12 protein-coding genes and 3 pseudogenes are annotated in these 16,162 nt (G+C 67.5%); 4 read left to right on the forward strand and 11 right to left on the reverse strand.

Annotation, left to right across the window (positions count from 1 at the left end; all coding sequences use genetic code 11):
* Positions 1–57: 57 nt before the first annotated feature.
* The 4 genes and pseudogenes from AC1DNF_RS15175 to AC1DNF_RS15190 all read right to left on the reverse strand — a co-directional run bounded on the left by AC1DNF_RS15175 (position 58) and on the right by AC1DNF_RS15190 (position 4,284).
* Positions 58–1,260 carry an RNA-guided endonuclease InsQ/TnpB family protein gene (locus AC1DNF_RS15175; RefSeq protein ID WP_478149436.1) on the reverse strand — a complete coding sequence of 401 codons (1,203 nt, stop codon included), beginning with the start codon at positions 1,258–1,260 and terminating at the stop codon, positions 58–60.
* A pseudogene (locus tag AC1DNF_RS15180) lies at positions 1,254–1,886 on the reverse strand (IS607 family transposase). Before AC1DNF_RS15180 ends, AC1DNF_RS15175 begins: the two are co-directional and overlap by 7 nt.
* Before the next feature lie 92 nt (positions 1,887–1,978).
* Positions 1,979–3,031, reverse strand: a complete 1,053-nt coding sequence (locus AC1DNF_RS15185) for a hypothetical protein (protein ID WP_478149437.1) — start codon at positions 3,029–3,031, stop codon at positions 1,979–1,981.
* 248 nt (positions 3,032–3,279) lie between these two features.
* Complete coding sequence (locus AC1DNF_RS15190; RefSeq protein WP_478149438.1) at positions 3,280–4,284, reverse strand: aldo/keto reductase; 1,005 nt, start codon at positions 4,282–4,284, stop codon at positions 3,280–3,282.
* A gap of 156 nt (positions 4,285–4,440) precedes the next feature.
* Between AC1DNF_RS15190 and AC1DNF_RS15195 the strand changes: the two genes are divergently transcribed.
* Both AC1DNF_RS15195 and AC1DNF_RS15200 read left to right on the forward strand, forming a co-directional pair.
* Positions 4,441–4,884, forward strand: a complete 444-nt coding sequence (locus tag AC1DNF_RS15195; protein ID WP_478149439.1) for a cupin domain-containing protein — start codon at positions 4,441–4,443, stop codon at positions 4,882–4,884.
* An 88-nt stretch (positions 4,885–4,972) separates the two neighbouring features.
* Complete coding sequence (locus tag AC1DNF_RS15200) at positions 4,973–6,088, forward strand: potassium channel family protein (RefSeq protein ID WP_478149440.1); 1,116 nt, start codon at positions 4,973–4,975, stop codon at positions 6,086–6,088.
* Here the strand turns inward: AC1DNF_RS15200 and AC1DNF_RS15205 are convergent.
* The 3 genes from AC1DNF_RS15205 to AC1DNF_RS15215 are packed head-to-tail and all read right to left on the reverse strand — an operon-like array spanning position 6,085 to position 9,844.
* Positions 6,085–7,437, reverse strand: coding sequence for a sigma-54-dependent transcriptional regulator (locus AC1DNF_RS15205; protein WP_478149441.1), 1,353 nt, complete (start codon positions 7,435–7,437; stop codon positions 6,085–6,087). The genes AC1DNF_RS15200 and AC1DNF_RS15205 overlap by 4 nt on opposite strands.
* Positions 7,434–8,951, reverse strand: a complete 1,518-nt coding sequence (locus AC1DNF_RS15210; protein WP_478149442.1) for a sensor histidine kinase — start codon at positions 8,949–8,951, stop codon at positions 7,434–7,436. Before AC1DNF_RS15210 ends, AC1DNF_RS15205 begins: the two co-directional genes overlap by 4 nt.
* Before the next feature lie 8 nt (positions 8,952–8,959).
* Positions 8,960–9,844 carry a substrate-binding domain-containing protein gene (locus AC1DNF_RS15215; protein ID WP_478149443.1) on the reverse strand — a complete coding sequence of 295 codons (885 nt, stop codon included), beginning with the start codon at positions 9,842–9,844 and terminating at the stop codon, positions 8,960–8,962.
* Between the two features lie 210 nt (positions 9,845–10,054).
* On the opposite strand from AC1DNF_RS15215, the gene AC1DNF_RS15220 reads away from it, so the two are divergent.
* Both AC1DNF_RS15220 and AC1DNF_RS15225 read left to right on the forward strand, forming a co-directional pair.
* Positions 10,055–10,564 (forward strand): arsenate reductase (azurin) small subunit, encoded by a 510-nt coding sequence (locus AC1DNF_RS15220; RefSeq protein ID WP_478149444.1) that lies wholly within the window; start codon positions 10,055–10,057, stop codon positions 10,562–10,564.
* Between the two features lie 10 nt (positions 10,565–10,574).
* On the forward strand, positions 10,575–13,058 hold the full coding sequence (locus AC1DNF_RS15225) for an arsenate reductase (azurin) large subunit (protein WP_478149445.1): 2,484 nt from the start codon (positions 10,575–10,577) through the stop codon (positions 13,056–13,058).
* Positions 13,059–13,070: 12 nt separating this feature from the next.
* On the opposite strand, the pseudogene AC1DNF_RS15230 reads toward AC1DNF_RS15225, so the two are convergent.
* From AC1DNF_RS15230 to AC1DNF_RS15245, 4 genes and pseudogenes are all read right to left on the reverse strand, one after another.
* Positions 13,071–14,305 (reverse strand): annotated as a pseudogene (locus tag AC1DNF_RS15230) (MFS transporter).
* Positions 14,306–14,312: 7 nt separating this feature from the next.
* Complete coding sequence (gene arsH / locus AC1DNF_RS15235) at positions 14,313–15,035, reverse strand: arsenical resistance protein ArsH (RefSeq protein ID WP_478149446.1); 723 nt, start codon at positions 15,033–15,035, stop codon at positions 14,313–14,315.
* Positions 15,028–15,450, reverse strand: a complete 423-nt coding sequence (gene arsC, locus AC1DNF_RS15240) for an arsenate reductase (glutaredoxin) (protein WP_477925358.1) — start codon at positions 15,448–15,450, stop codon at positions 15,028–15,030. Before arsC ends, arsH begins: the two co-directional genes overlap by 8 nt.
* 15 nt (positions 15,451–15,465) lie before the next feature.
* A pseudogene (locus AC1DNF_RS15245) lies at positions 15,466–16,149 on the reverse strand (aquaporin); the annotation flags it as partial.
* Positions 16,150–16,162: the final 13 nt, after the last annotated feature.

A 16,162-nucleotide genomic window follows, 5' to 3' on the forward strand; every position in this document is an offset into this window, starting at 1 on the left:
CTTGCTTGTCTTGTGTGGGTCCATGGTCTTCCTCTGTTCATCCGGACTTGTACAACGCTACGCAAAGGTAGCCTTGCTGCCGGATTCCTGCTTCGCAGAGGCTGGTTTCACGCTGCGCTTGCGCGCGACGCCAGAGCCGTCCTCTCCACAGGCTGACACCGTGGAACTCACGGCCATGTTCTTCAGGTTGATCGCGGCGTTCACGTCGCGGTCGTGCTGCACCCCGCAGCCTGGACAGCTCCAGGCACGCCGCGCCAGCGACAGCGCCTCGAGCTTGTAGCCGCAGGCCGAGCACGTCTTGCTGCTCGCATACCACCGGTCGGCGACCACCACCTCGCCACCCCGTCGCTCTGCCTTGTATTGCAGCTGACGCCGGAATTCAAAGAAGCTCATGTCGGCGACGGCGCGCGACAAGCGCCGGTTCGCCATCATGCCGCTCACGTTCAGGTCCTCGATGCCGATCGTGTGAAAGCGGCACGTCAAATCCGAAGTGAGCTTGTGCAGCGCGTCTCGGCGAATGCTGGCGATGCGCGCATGCAGGCGTGCCAGTCTGGCCTTGGCCTTCTTGCGGTTGGCCGATCCCTTCACCCTGCGTGACAGGGACCGAGAGTGCCGGCGCAGCCGCGCGAGCAAGGCCTTGTGGGCCTTCGGGCCTGCAATCGTCTCGCCCGTGCTGAGCGTCGCGAGGGCGGAGATGCCCAGATCCACACCGACCGTGCCTTGGCTTTCGGCTTTGGGTGGGTGCGGATCGACTTGGGCGTCCACGGTGATGCTGACAAACCAGCGGTCGGCCACACGCGAGAGCGTGGCCGACATGATCCTGCCCTCGAAGCGCAACGACTCACGCATGCGTACCCACCCGAGATTGGGAATGCGAATGCGTGAGCCGTCGACAGTGAATTGATCGTTCGTGAGGGTGAAGCGGTCGTGCACTCCCTTCTTCCTGACCTTCGGATACTTCGCGCGGCCCGCGAAGAAGTTCTGGAACGCCACGCCCAACTGCATGATGGCCATCTGCGGGGCGTTCTTCGTGACTTCGAGCATCCAGGGGAATTGCTCGCGCTTAAGCGCGTTCAGCTGCCTGCGCAGCGCCGCCTGCGAGGGCTTGGGCTTGAGCGCATCGAGCTTGCTCGCCTCGTACTGGCGCTGCCACTCGGCCAGCGCCCAGTTGTAGGCGTAGCGCGCCGTGCCGGCGGCACGTGCGAAGTACGTCGCCTGGGCGTCGTTCGGGTCGAGCGCGATCTTGTGAGCGGTCAGCATCTGGATGCCTCGACGGCCTGGCGCACGCCGTCCAGCAACTTCTGGCTCTTCTTGCTGCGGCTGCCATACAGGCGTGCGGAGAACACGGTGATGATCTCCAGCACGTCCTTGGCCAGGTCCTCCTCAAAAATTGCATCCTCGCCCTTGTTGAGGATCACGACCTCGACCGATTTGGCCTCGCAGATCGCAAAGACAAGCTCTGCACCGAAGCGCAGCAACCGGTCCTTGTGCGTGATGACGAGGCGCCCGATGTGGCCTTCGACGACGTCGTCGAGCAGTCGCTTCAGGCCCTTCTTGTGATAGTTCATCCCGGACCCCACGTCCGAGACTATTTCGAACGTCCAGCCCTGGCCGGCGCAGTAGAGCTCGAGCACTTACTTTTGGCGCTCGAGATCGGCTCTTTGGTCATGACTCGAAACACGCGCATAGGCGATCGTGCGCCGATCGCCCGGCTCGGCCCGAAAGACTTCGGGCTTCAGGGCGGCCAGGTCGTAGCGTCTCTGGCCGCCGGCTGTGCGTTCGGCGACGATACGGCCGTCGGCCTCCCAGCGTCGCAGCGTGGCGATGGACACCCCCAGGGCCTTCGAGGCTACTCCGATGGCTACATATCTGTGCGCTTTGTTCATGTTTTATCAGAACTGCGTCAACCCCCTTTGGGGGAACTCCATAGCGAGCCGTGGCCCATTCGGCTAGAAGCGCCGCGATGCGCCGCGCCGGATCACCGCCAGCGCGCCACCCAGTCTGGCACCCTTTCGACCGGCACATAGTCCTTGCCGTTGGTGATGTGCGCGAGGCGCGCATCGGTGCTCACGCTGCGCAGATCCAGGCAGATGGAGCCGTTCACCAGCATGGTCCTGACCGGCGCCTTGTAGCTGGTCAGCATGAAGTTGTCGAAACCCCGAATCTTGAAGGCCGCGCTCAATTGGGCCGCCATCGGCAGGAGCAGGTCTGCCTGGTTGCGCGCGCTCTCGTAGAGCGTGGCGTGCTGGTGGTGCGGCCCTTCGAGGACCGCGCCGAATCTTTCGGCCACGACGGCCTTCTGCGCCTCGATCCGCGCGCGTGTCCGAACATCTGTTTCGGGGATTGCGTTCAGCGCCGCCTTCAAGGCATTGTTCTTTTGCTGCAGCTTCCACAATGCCTCGCCGGCGGCCTTGGTGTTGACGGATTCGCCCGCATGGCACACCAGCATGACGATATTGTTCTGGTCAATTCTCAAACCGTCCTTGACCAGGCGCGCCGCGAGTTGATCGGCCGTCCATTGCTTCTTGGCGATCGTGAAGACCGGCATCTGGCTGTGCCCATGCGCCAATATATAAAGCGTCGCATTGGGGCTGAATTTGCGCAGATCGGTGGGACTGTCGCCGCCTTGCCAATGCGGATAAAGCCCCAGTCCCGCGCTCATCTCGGTGAATGCCTCGTGCACCGCCCGGTCCTTCGACTCTTCCTCGTCGCGGCCGCGGCCGTCGGTGGGGTGGTACGGCGACCAGATGTAGGACTGGCGTTCGAGCCCCGGCGCCACGAGCTCCGAGACGGCGACGAAAGTGCGGGTCATCATGCCGCCACGATTGCGGTTGCCGTTGCGCCAATTGGGAACGGCCCTGCGGTAATCCTGGATCGCGCGATCAAGTCCATCCAATGCGGGCTTCGCGCGGTATTGGAGATAGGCCTTCAGAAATTCGTCGACGAGAATGAGCTCTCGCTCGCGGCGGTGAAACGAGCCCAGGCTCGTGCTTGTCATCCAGACGTCAAATTGCGGAAGCGGCGTCGGCATGCGGATTTCCTGTGCGTGGTTCGGCAATGCCGTGGAGATGAATTGGCCCTGCGTGCCAGCCTCCTGAATTGCAGAGGCCGCGAATGGTTGCAGCAAGCCAATGCACCGTCAAGCACTATTGCGCCTCCGCAATACGTCGACGAATCGGGCGCGAATTAAGTTGTATTTGGGTCCGAACGCCGGGCCGGGCAGTCCGGATGGATCTTGCGCGGCCCAATGAATTCAACTAAGCCCGGGCATTCGATCGCTCAGGCGCTGATCCGTCCTTCGATGGGGTAGCCGGGGTCGGAGTAGCCCGGCGTCGATGCATGGCCGGGCGGCACCAGGCCATCGACGAGCTTCTCGTCATCCGGCCCCAGCTCCAGCCGCAGCGCTTCGCCATAGCTGTCCCACTGCGCTTCGGTGCGCGGCCCCGCGATGGTGGCGCTGACGAGCCGGTTCTTCAGCACCCAGGCCAGCGCGAAGGCGATCGAGGTCGTGCCGCGCGCGGCGGCGTGCGCGGCGATGGCCTGCGCGATCTTCAGCGACTCCGCCCGCCATTCCGTCTGCTGCAGGCGCTTGTCGCCGCGGCCGGCGCGGCTGTCGGGCGGGGGCGGTGCGTCCAACGCGTACTTGCCGCTCAGCACGCCGCGCGCCAGCGGGCTGTACGACACCACGCCCAGGCCGTAGTGCGCGGCCGCCGGCAGCTGCTCGACCTCGGCGGTCCGGTCGACGATGTTGTAGAGAGGCTCGCTCGCGACCGGGCGGTCCATGCCCAGCTGGTCGGCGATGCGCGCCACCTCCGCGATGCGCCAGCCTCGGAAGTTCGATACGCCGAAGTAGCGCAGCTTGCCCTGGCGGATCAGGTCGCCGACGGCGCGCACGCCTTCCTCCAGCGGCACGTCGGGCAGCGCCCGGTGGAAGTAGAGGAGGTCGATGTAGTCGGTCTTCAGGCGCCGCAGGCTCGCCTCGACGGCCTGCACGATCCACTTGCGCGACTGGCCCTGCTCGTTCGGCCCATGCCCCATCGAGAAACCGAACTTCGTCGCCACGACCCAGCTGTCGCGCCGCGACGCGATGGCGCGCCCCACGATTTCCTCCGAGCGGCCGCCGTGATAGACGTCGGCCGTGTCGATGAAGTTGATGCCCTGCTCATGGGCCTTGTCCATGATGCGCGTCGATGTGGCCTCGTCGGTCTCGCCGCCGAACATCATCGTGCCCAGGCACAGGGGTGACACCTTGAGGGCGCTGCGGCCCAGTCTGCGGTATTGCATGGCGTGTATTCCTCTCTGCCGCCAGCATACGGCGAATCGCCGGCCACGAGGGCGCTGTCCGGCTTGCGGCCTCCCGTCTTCTGCACCACACTCTGCCAAGGCCGTGCGCGCGTGCGCGCCGCGAAGGAATCCGACCCACCGAAGGAGACCACGATCATGAAGCCCGAGCCTTTTGCAGTGACGCCCGAGACCTATGCCCGCGCGCTGGACGTGGTGGGCGAAAAGATCACCGTGCTGGCCTCCCATGAGGCCACGCAGGGCTACGAGATCTTCCTCCAGCGTGGGGACGAAGGCACCGGCCCGCCGCCGCACAGCCATGACTGGGACGAGTCCTTCTACGTCGTCAAGGGCGTCGTCGACATCACTTATGGCGACCATCAGAAGACGGCCACCGCCGGCACGCTGGTCCACCTGCCCGCGGGCACCGTCCACAGCTTCCGCTTCGGCCCGGGCGGCGCGGAGATGATCTCGGTCACCGGCCACAACGGCCAGGCCGCGCGTCTCTTCACGACCATCGACGCCGAGGTTCCGCCCGGCCCGCCGGACATTCCGAAGCTGCTGGCCGCCGCCGGGAAGTGCGGCGTCACCGTCGCTGCCTGAGCCCCGTGTCTTCGGATCGCGGCTGTCCGAACCCGCACAGGGGCCGCCGCGAGGCATGATGGGCTTTTCCTTCCCCGGATAGCCCTCGATGTCCTTGATCTCCCTGCTGCTCGGCGCCCTCCTGGTGCTGGTGACCCTGATCGACGCCTTCGAAGTGGTGCTGCTGCCGCGCCCGGTGCGCCGGCAGCTGCGGCTGAACCGCTATTTCTTCAAGTGCACCTGGGACGTCTGGGCCTGGTGCGCCCGTCTCTTGCCCAACGGCCGCCGGCGCGAGGACTTCCTCGGGGTCTACGGGCCGCTGTCGATGGTCATGCTCTTCGCCCTGTGGGCCGCCTCCCTGATCGTCGGTTTCGGGCTGATGCAATGGGCGGTGGAGGATCTCGTCTCCGGCACCCGCGCCGTGTCGCTGGTCAGCCAGATCATCGTCAGCGGCGACGCCTTCTTCACGCTCGGCTATGGCGACGTCGTGCCGCAGCATTCGCTGTCGCGCATGCTGGTCATCCTCGAAGCCGGCACCGGCTTCGGCTTCATCGCGCTGACCATCGGCTACCTGCCCGTGCTCTACCAGCATTTCACCCGGCGCGACCTCCAGCTCATCGAGTTCTCCGCGCGCGCCGGCTCGCCGCCGACCGCCGCCGCGCTGCTCGGCTGGCACGTGCATGGCAGCCCCGAGGCGCTCGAACGCTGGCTGTGGGAGTGGGAGATCTGGGCCAGCGACCTGATCGAGAGCCACGCCGTCTACCCGATGCTGGCGTACTACCGCTCGCAGCACGAGGGCCATTCATGGCTGGGCTCCCTGGCCGTGGTGCTGGACGTGTGCACGCTGCTCATTGCCGGGGCCGACGACGCGCGGCGCCACCAGGCCACCGCCACCTTCTCGGCCCTGAGGCGCATCCTCGACGAGGCCAGCGAGGCGCTGCGCGTGGCGCCCGTGCCCCAGGTCTCCACCCGCCGGATGGACGCCGAGGCGCTGCGGCTTCTGACACCCACGATCCGCCGCATCCTGCCGAACTGGCACGACGACGAGGCCGCCCTGCAGGCCATCCGTCAGCTGCGGCGAACCTACGAGCCCCGGCTCGAGGGCCTGGCCGCCTACCTGCTGCTGTACGTGCCGGACTGGATCGACGCCACGGCGGCGGCGGCCGAGCGCTTCGGCCGCGAAGCCGTCGTCCGCCAACTCACGCAGGGCCGTCCGGACCGCTAGCCGCCGTCAGAGGCAGCACCGAACTGCTGGCGCGCAATCCCGTAGCGGCGCATCTTTTCCCAGAGTGTCTTGCGGCTGATGCCCAGGCGCGCGGCGGCTTCCGTCACGACGCCCCGGCGCTCCTGCAACACCGCCACGAGGAAGGCGCGCTCCTTCTGTTCGAGATGCTCGCTCAAGGACCGGCTCTCGCTCTTGGGTTCGAGGGGCGCGATGTACTCGCTCGTGGCCGGGAACAGGTCGCAGGCCTCGATGGTCGGTCCCGCCCCGAGTGCGAGCGCCCGCCGGAGAACATGGTCGAGCTCTCGCGCGTTGCCGGGCCAGGCATGAGCGAACAGCGCCTGCTGGGCTTCGAGCGCCAGCCTGGGGCCGCGCTGTTTCGCGCCTCCCTTCAGCGCCCTCAGCATGCGGTCCGCGAGCCAGAGGATGTCTTCCCGGCGTTCGCGTAGCGGTGGAACCTGCACCGTCAGGACATTGATGCGGTAGTACAGGTCCTCGCGAAAATGCCCCGAACGCACCATGGCCGGCAGATCCCGGTGGGTGGCGCACACCAGCCGGAAGTCGACATAGGTGGCAGCCTCTGCACCGATGCGCGTGACCTTGTGCTCCTGCAGGACGCGCAGCAGGCGGGCCTGCATGCTCAGCGGCATGTCGCCGATCTCGTCCAGGAAGAGCGTGCCCGCATTGGCCTGCTCGATGAAACCCTTGTGCGCCTTCGCGGCCCCGGTGAACGCGCCGCGCACGTAGCCGAAGAGTTCCGCTTCGATGAGCGCCTCCGGGATGGCCGCGCAGTTGACGGCCACCCATTCGCCGGGGCGCCGCGGCTTCGCGCTCTCATGCAGCGCGCGCGCGAAGACCTCCTTGCCCACCCCCGACTCGCCGGCCACCAGCACCGGCTCCATGCTCTCGGCGAGCCGGGCCACGAGCGACTCGATCTTGCGCATCGACGGCGAGATGCCGAAGACCGCGTCGTCCACATGCGCCGGCGGCGCTTCGCGGAAATCGCGCAGGCGCGCCATCAGCAGGTCGAGGTCGAAGGGCTTGGTCACGAAGTCCGCCGCGCCCGCCTTCAGCAGGCCCACCGCCTCGTCGATGGTCCCGAATCCGGTCATGAAGACAAAGGGCGGGCGCAGCTGCGAATCCAGCGCGTCGAAGACCTCCTGTCCCGACACATCCGGCAGCCGCAGGTCGCAAAGCGCCAATGCGTACCGGCGACGCCCGAGCGCCAGCAAGGCGGAGCGGCCGTCCCGATGCCAATCGAAGGCCAGGCCCTCCATGCGAAAGCGCTCGCACAGGGTCTCCCCGAGCAGCTCGTCGTCCTCGATCAGGCAAAGCCTCGTCGCGTCGTTCATGTCGACAGCTCGCTCGCCATGGCGGATGGGGTCTCGGGCCGCGGCAGCGCGCGCAGCGGAATGCGGACCTCGAAGTGGGTCTGCCCCTCGCAGACGGACAGGGCGATGCGCCCGCCCATCGCGCTGACGAGGTGGTAGCTGGCCCAGAGACCCATCCCGTTTCCCTCGCCGCCGACCAGCGGCTCGAAGGGACTGTTCCGACGTCCCTCCGGGAACTCCGCCCCATCGTTGGCGACGCGCATCACGAGCTCGGAACCCGTCACGCATGCATTGAAGTCGATACTCGATGCGCTCGCCTGCACCGCGTTGAGCAGCAGGTTGAGCAAGACCTGGCGGACCGGCGCCGCGGGCGCCGGCAGTTCGTCTTCGATGGGGTAGTGCCACGTGAGCTTCACCTGCTTGCGCCGGGCCTGTGGCGCCACCAGCACGCGCAGGTCTTCCAGGTCCGAGGGCGAAAGCGCGCGGGCGCTGGTCTTCGTCTCGATCAGCAAGGCCGACAGCGTCTGCCGGATCTGGTCCAGGCCCCGCTCCAGCAGCGACACCGTCTTCTGCAGCAGATGCGGGTCCTTGCGCAGGTTGCTCAGGGCGTTGAGCATCCCCGCCAGCGGATTGTTGATTTCGTGAGCGACGCCCGAGGTCATGCGGCCGATGGCGGCGAGTCGGTCCGCGGCCACGAACTGCGCCTGCAACTGCTCCTTCTCCTTGAGCTGCTGCTGCAGGCGCGCGAGCGAATGCTCCAGCCGCGCCAGCTCGCTGGCGACAGGCGGCGCATGATTCGGCGCGGCGGGCATTCCGGCGGCAAATGCGGACGACTTGAGCGCGGCCTCCTCGCCCAGTTGATAGAGCGCCTCGGTCACGCGGGCGACCGGGCGCGCGAGGCGGTGGCCGAGCCACCATCCCAGGGGCAGCAGGACCAGGACCAGGCCCAGCGCAATGACCGAGAGCGTCCACACCGTCTCCCGGTAGCGCTGCGCAAACAGGGCGTGCGAGTAGCTCATCAGCAGCGCGCCGATGATCTCCTTGTCCGCCGACAGCAGCGGCATCTTCACGACCGCGTAGGTCTGGGATTGCGTCGCGAACTCGGCAATGGCCAGCTCACCCGCCCTGACGTCCAGCGCCGCCGCGCGCCGCAGCGGCTCGGACAGCAGCGGGATCTCCGAACGGACGGCGAAACGGTTCGGGTCGGAGGAAACGAACACGCGGCTGTCGCGGTCGAGCACCACGACATCGCACCGCTCGGCGCCGCTGTCCGTCGTCGCCACGGCACGCACGGCCTCGAAGGCCTCCCAGACATCGTCGCGGGCCATGTGGACCACCAGCCCCCTGGCCAGCGACTGGGCCACGGCCCTCGCGTGGTCATGCAGGTCCTCCCTGAGCCAATGTCGAGCGGACACGGCAATCGCCAGCGAGATGGCCAGCGCGGTCCCGATGGAAATCGCGGTGATGAGCAACGGAACCTTGGCCCGGTAACTCCAGTTGCCTGGCTTCAGGAGCCGATGGAGGTCGAGGCCCATGGGGCTTGCTACCCGACGCGGGGCCCCGTCATGGCGACCAGGCGGGCGATGCCGTCGAAGACCTCCGCTCGAAAGGTCCCGAAGGCGTCCAGGTTCAGTTCCTTGAGAAGACGCCTGCCGTCCGCGTCTTGCGCCATGCCCAGCAGCGCGGCGCGGAAGCGCTGCTCGATGTCGGCGTCCAGGGTGGCCCGCGCCGCCACCGGCGGAAACCCATACAAGTCGCTGCGCCAGGCCACGCGGGTCCTGGCGATCAGCGCGGGCGAGTGCAACTGCAGCGTGTCCCAGACATAGCCGTCGACCGCTCCGCCCTGGGCCAGTCCGGCGGCGACCGCCTGCACGACATTGCTGTGCCCCCAGGTGAAAAAGCTGCGGCCGAAGTGGCGATCGGGATCGACGCCGGCCTTCATCAGCGTCGTGCGCGGGACCAGGCAGCCCGAGTTCGAGTCCGGGTCCGAATACGCGAAGACCTTCGAACGCAGGTCCAGCAGCGACGACGAGCGCGTGTCGGCCGCGGGGACGATGAGATAGGACTGGTACCAGGGGCCCTCGCGATACGTGGGAATGGACACCCCGTGCAGCTGCGCCTTGTTCACCACCCATGGCGAGCCGCAGATCCAGGCGGCATCGAGCGAATCGCTTCGAAGCAGCGCCATGATGTCGCGGTAGCTGCGTCGCTGGACGAACTCCACCGGCACGCCCATCGCGCCTGACAGATAGAGCGCCCACCGCGCCAGGAAGCCGACCTGGTCGTCGAGGAAGACAGGGGTGGTGCCGAAGCGGAAGGGACCCGCCGCCTGGCTTGCCGCGTCCATCGGCATGAGCGTCGCGCCCGCGCCGATGCATGCGAGCGCCGAGGCCCGTATCCCTGCTCGAAGCACCTGCCGACGCTTCATGCTGTGTCCTCCATGCCAACCGAGCGGATGTTACTGCCGCGTAACCCACGGCCGGTAGAGCGGACAAACCCCCGTTACGGCGTCGTAACGTCGTCCCGGCCGCCGCAGAAAAACCCCAATCAAATCAACCCCCTGCCGGCTTGCCCCTCGCCGGCACGGCGCTCGCGACGCAACAGATGGCATCGAACATCACAACCGCGCGAGGAGAACATGGAAACCAACGTCAGTCGTCGCACCTTCTTCAAGGTCTCCGGGGCCACCGCCGCAGGCGTCGCTATGGCAGGGCCGGCCGCCGCCGAGGCCGCCCAGGTCGAGGCAGGGCGCACGACCTTGCCCTATCCCCGAAAGCCGGTGGGCACCGCCTCGGCCCTCAGGCTCAACGAAGTCGTCAGCTTCACCTATCCCGACGAGTCTTCGCCTTGCGCCATGGTCAAGCTCGGGCGCCGGGTTCCGGGCGGCGCCGGACCGGAGGGCGACATCGTCGCCTTCAGCGTCCTGTGCACCCACATGGGCTGCCCGGTCGCCTACGACGGCAAGGCGCGCGCCTTCAAGTGCCCCTGCCATTTCAGCCAGTTCGACCCGGAACTGGGCGGGCAGATGATCTGCGGCCAGGCCACCGAGAGCCTTCCTCAGGTGAACCTGAGCGTCGGTGCGGACGGCGCCATCACGGCGTCCGGCGTGCAGGGGCTCATCTACGGCCGCCAGTCCAACCTTCTGTGAGGAGCCTGCCATGACGAACCGCAAGGACCGCATCGCGCTGCCGCCGGTGAATGCGCAGCGCACCAACATGACCTGCCACTTCTGCATCGTCGGCTGCGGCTACCACGTCTACAAATGGGACGAGGGCCAGGAGGGCGGGCGCGGCGAGAGGGACAACGCCCTCGGCCTCGATTTCACGCGGCAGGTGCCGCCCTTGGCCCTCATCATGACGCCGGCGATGACCAACGTCATCGAGGAGCGCTCCGGCAAGCGCTCCAGCATCATGATCGTTCCCGACAGGCAATGCGTGGTGAACAGCGGCCTCAGTTCGGCCCGCGGCGGGAAGATGGCGTCGTACATGTATGCCTCGGACGGCATCACCGCCGACCGGCTGCTCTCGCCGCGCCTCTACGCGCGCGACCAGTGGGTCGACGTGGACTGGGACTACGCGCTCGCCATCTACGCGGGGCTCGTCAAGAAAGTGCTGGACACCGACGGGCCGCGCGCCATCGCCTTCTCGGCCTTCGACCACGGCGGCGCCGGCGGCGGCTTCGAGAACACCTGGGGTTCCGGCAAGCTCATGTTCAGCGCCATCCAGACGCCGACGGTACGCATCCACAACCGGCCGGCCTACAACTCCGAGTGCCATGCGACGCGCGAGATGGGCGTCATGGAGTTGAACAACAGCTATGAGGACGCAGAACTGGCGGACGTCATCATCTCGATCGGCAACAACCCCTACGAGACCCAGACCAACTACTTCCTCAACCACTGGGTGCCCAACATGCAGGGCGGCACGCTGGAAAAGAAGAAGCAGATGTTCGGCGCCGAGCCGGTCGCGGCGGCGAAGATCATCTTCGTCGACCCGCGCCGCAACGTTTCCGTCTCCGTGGCCGAGACCGCGGCGGGAAAGCAGAACGTCCTGCACCTGGACCTGCAGCCGGGCACCGACGTGGCCTTGTTCAACGGGCTCTTCACATATGTCGTCGAGCAGGGCTGGCACGACAAGGAATTCATCGCGCAGCGTACCAGCGGCTTCGACGAAGCGGCGCAGGCCAACACGCTGTCCCTCGACGAATGCTCGCGCATCACCGGCGTGCCGGTCGCCCGGCTGCGCCAGGCGGCCGAGTGGGCCTACAAGCCCAAGGCCGGCGGCGCGCGCCCGCGCTCCATGCATGCCTACGAGAAGGGCATCATTTGGGGCAATGACAACTACCTCATCCAGTCGGCGCTGCTGGACGTGGTCATCGCCACGCACAACGTCGGCGGTCGCCGCGGCACGGGCTGCGTGCGCATGGGCGGCCACCAGGAAGGCTACACCCGCCCGCCGCATCCCACCGGCGAGAAGATCTACGTCGACCAGGAGCTCATCAAGGGCAACGGCCGCATGATGACCTGGTGGGCCTGCAACAACTTCCAGACCAGCAACAACTCGCAGCAGCTGCGCGAGGCGGTGCTGCGGCGCAGCCAGATCGTCAAGGAGGCGATGGCCAAATCGCGAGGCGCCTCGCCGCCGCAGATGGTGGACGTCATCTACGAGGCGACCACGCGCGGCGGCCTGTTCGTCGCGTCCATCAACCTCTACCCGACCATGCTCGCCGAGGCGGCGCACCTGATGCTGCCTTCCACGCACCCGGGCGAGATGAACCTCACCTCGATGAACGGCGAGCGCCGCATGCGCCTGTCCGAGAAGTTCATGGACCCGCCGGGCGACGCGAAGCCCGACTGCATCATCGCAGCCATGGTCGCCAACAAGCTGCGCACCCTCTACCAGGCCGAGGGCAACGCCAAGATGGCCGAGCGCTTCGCCGGCTTCGACTGGAAGACGGAAGAGGACGCCTTCAACGACGGCTTCCGCCGCGCGGGCCAGGCGGGTGCCGGCCCCATCGACAGCCAGGGCGACGACACCGGCAACCTCGCCACCTACGAGCTGCTGCGCCAGGCCGGCAACAACGGCGTGCAGCTCCCCATCAAGGAGGTCAAGGACGGCAGGCTCGTCGGCACGCCGATGCTCTACACTGAGAAGTTCGGCACCAAGGATGGCAAGGCCCAGTTCAAGCCCTCGCCCTGGCCGGGCCTGCCCAAGCCGGTCGAGGCGCAAAAGGCCAAGCATCGCTTCTGGATCAACAACGGCCGCAACAACGAGGTGTGGCAGACCGCGTACCACAACCAGTACGACAGCCATGTGCGAGGCCGCTACCCGATGGCCTACATTGAGATCAACCCCGACGACATGAAATCGGTGGGTGCGAGCGCGGGTGACGTCGTCGAGGTATGGAACGACTACGGCGCCACCTTCGCGATGGCCTACCCGGTCGCGGATGCCAAGAAGGGCCAGACCTTCATGGTCTTCGGCTACATCAAGGGCATCGCGGGGGACGTCACGACGGAATGGACCGACCGCAACGTGATCCCCTACTACAAGGGCACCTGGGCCAGCATCCGGCGCGTGGGGAGCATCGAGGAATACAAGCGCACGGTCTCGACCAAGCGCCGCTCCTTCGACACGATCTGAGGCCGGGCAGCCTCAGGCCTTGCTGGCGGATGCGGTGGGCGCCGCGGGCGCGTCCGCTTCGCTCGCCCGCTCGGCGGAGCTCCGCAGGAGCAGCAGCGCCGCGAATGCCGCCAGCCCCACGGCGGTCGACAGCCACAGAGCGCCCGAGCCCCATCGGTCCAGGCAGAAGCCGAACACCAAGGGCGCGAAGGCCTGCGCGATGCGGGCCGGCACCATCAGAAAGCCTTGCCGCGCGCCGTAGCCCTGCGGCCCGAACAGGACCAGGGGCAAGGTGCCCTTGGCGATCGTCAAGATGCCGTTGCCCGCGCCATGCAGGCAGGCGAACAGCGCGGCCACCGGTGCGCCCGCCATCAGCAATGCCGCCGCACCCACCGGGTGCGCCAGTGCCGCGATGCGCGCGGACAGCAGCGGGTGCACGCGCCGCAGGAAGCCGAACTCCAGCAGACGGCCCGCGACCTGCGCAGGCCCGACCAGCGCGCCCACCGCGACAGCCACACCCAGCGTTGCACCGCTCGCCTGCAGCAGGCGCGGCAGGTGCGCCGCCATCGCCGTGCTGATGAACCAGGTCGCCGCGAATACGAAGGCCAGCAAGGCCGTGGCGAAGCGGGCGGAGGGCCCGCCGCCCCCGGCCGGCGCGGGGAGGCCGGAAGGCGCTTCCTCTGGAGGCTGCATGGCATTCGCCGCAGCCGCCTTCGGCAGCCACCCGTTGAGTGGTAGCCCCAGTACCAGATGCAGCGCGGCCCACCCCAGGCAGGCCCCACGCCAACCGAACTGCGCTTCGAGCAGCGTCGACAGCGGCCAGCCGACCGTGCTGGCGAACCCCGCCACCAGCGTAGTGCCGGTGATCGCGCCGCGGGCGTCCCGCCCGTAGAGGCGAACCAGGGCCGAGAACGCCGCCTCGTACAGGCCGCTTCCCATGCCGATGCCGATCACCATCCAGGCGGCGAACAGGCCGAGACGGGGCCTTGCGCCGCGGCTAGCCCCGCCAGGCCCGCGGCGAACACGAGGCTGGTCCCCATCAGCACCGGGCGGCCGCCCCAGCGGTCGATGCTTCGACCGGCGTAGGGCCCCAGCAGCGCCGAGACGACGAGCGCCATGGAGAAGGCCGCGAACACCATCGAGGTCGACACGCTAAGCCCCCTGGCCATCGGCGCCGCAAGCATGGCCGGCAGGTAGTAGGACGAAGCCCAGGCGAGCGTCTGCGCGGTGCCGAGCGCCGCAACCGTGCGGCCTTGTCTCGCATTCATGGCGAGCCTAGATCGCGCGCTGGTTCACCCGCCGGGACAGCTCCTGCGCGCTCTCCTTGCGCTCGCTGTAGCGGTCCACCAGGTAGGGGCTGACATCGCGCGTGAGCAGCGTGAACTTGAACAGTTCCTCCATCACGTCCACGACGCGGTCGTAGTACGCGGAAGGCTTCATCCGGCCCGCTTCGTCGAACTCCAGGAAGGCCTTCGCCACCGAGGACTGGTTCGGTATGGTCAGCATCCGCATCCAGCGCCCGAGCACGCGCATCTGGTTGACCGCGTTGTAGGACTGCGAACCGCCCGAGACCTCCATCACCGCCAGCGTCTTGCCCTGCGTCGGCCGCACGGCCCCCAGCGCCAGCGGAATCCAGTCGATCTGCGCCTTCATGATGCCCGTCATGGCGCCGTGCCGCTCGGGCGAGGTCCACACCATGCCTTCGGCCCATTCGGCCATCTTGCGCAGCTCCTGCACCTTCGGGTCTGTCTCCGGCACGCTGTCGGGCAGCGGCAGGCCGGCCGGGTCGAACACCTTCACCTCGCCGCCCATCGCCTCCAGGAGGCGGGCCGCCTCCAGCGTCAGCAGCCGGCTGTACGAGCGCTCGCGCAGCGAGCCATAGAGCATCAGGAAGCGCGGCCGGTGAACCGAGGGCTCACGCACCGCCAGGCGCTCCTGCGTGGGCACATCGAACAGCTCCGCCTGCAGCGCGGGGAAGGTGGGCTGGTCTTCAAGCACGGCGCACACCGTCGTCGACGACCCGTTCTCCGTCTTCCTTCTTGAAGGGCGCCATCTTCGGCGCCGGGAGAATCTCCAGCACCGCTTCCGACGGGCGGCACAGCTTCGTGCCGAGGGGTGTCACGACGATCGGCCGATTGATGAGGATCGGGTGCTCCAGCATGAAGTCGAGCAGCTCCTCGTCCGACCACCCGGGCTCGTCCAGCTTCAGCTGGGCATAGGGCGTGCCCTTCTGCCGAAGCAGGTCGCGCACCGAGATACCCATGGCCTGCACCAGTGCCTTGAGCTTCTCCTTGGGCGGAGGTGTCTTGAGGTATTCGATGACCTCGGGCTCGATGCCCGCGTGCCGGATCAGGGCCAGCGTGTTGCGCGAGGTGCCGCAGTCGGGGTTGTGGAAGATCGTGATGTCGGACATATCGATGGAAGGGCGCGATGAGACAGCCCTGGCTTGTTGTTGAGATGCGGAGGTCGGGCTCAGCGCCCTGTGAATGAGGGCGCCGATGCCCGCGCCGACCAGCTCGGCCGCCATGAAGCCCGGCACGCTGGACGGCGCAATGCCGGCGAAAGTGTCGCTGAACATGCGGCCGAAGGCCGCCGCGGGATTGGCGAAGGAAGTCGACGCGGTGAACCAATAGGCCGCGCCGATGTAGCAGGCCACCATCGCCGCCACGCGGCTGGCGGGCGCGCGAAGAATGACGAGCAGCAGGCCCGCGGTGGCGACAGCCTCCGCGATCCACTGCCCCATACCGCCGCGGACCTTGGCCGAGAACTGGAGGATGCTCGCGTCGAACATCGCATGCGCCAGCCAGGCCCCCAGCATCGCGCCGCCCAGCTGGGCGATCACGTAGGGCGCCAGCAGCGAACGAGGCATGGCGCCGCGCCATGCCATCACCAGCGACACCGCCGGGTTGAAATGCGCGCCGCTCACGGGCCCGAACACCTCGATGAGGATGTACAGGCCGCCCACCGTGGCCAGCGTGTTGGCCAGCAGGGCGATGGCCACATTGCCCCCGGCCAGGCGCTCGGCCATGATGCCCGAGCCGATGACCGCGGCGAGCAGCAGTGCCGTGCCGAGCGCTTCGGCGAACAGCTTGCGGTGCGTTTCGGTGAGCATGCGTGAAGTGGGG

It is taken from the genome of Variovorax sp. 01T432, assembly GCF_056398605.1.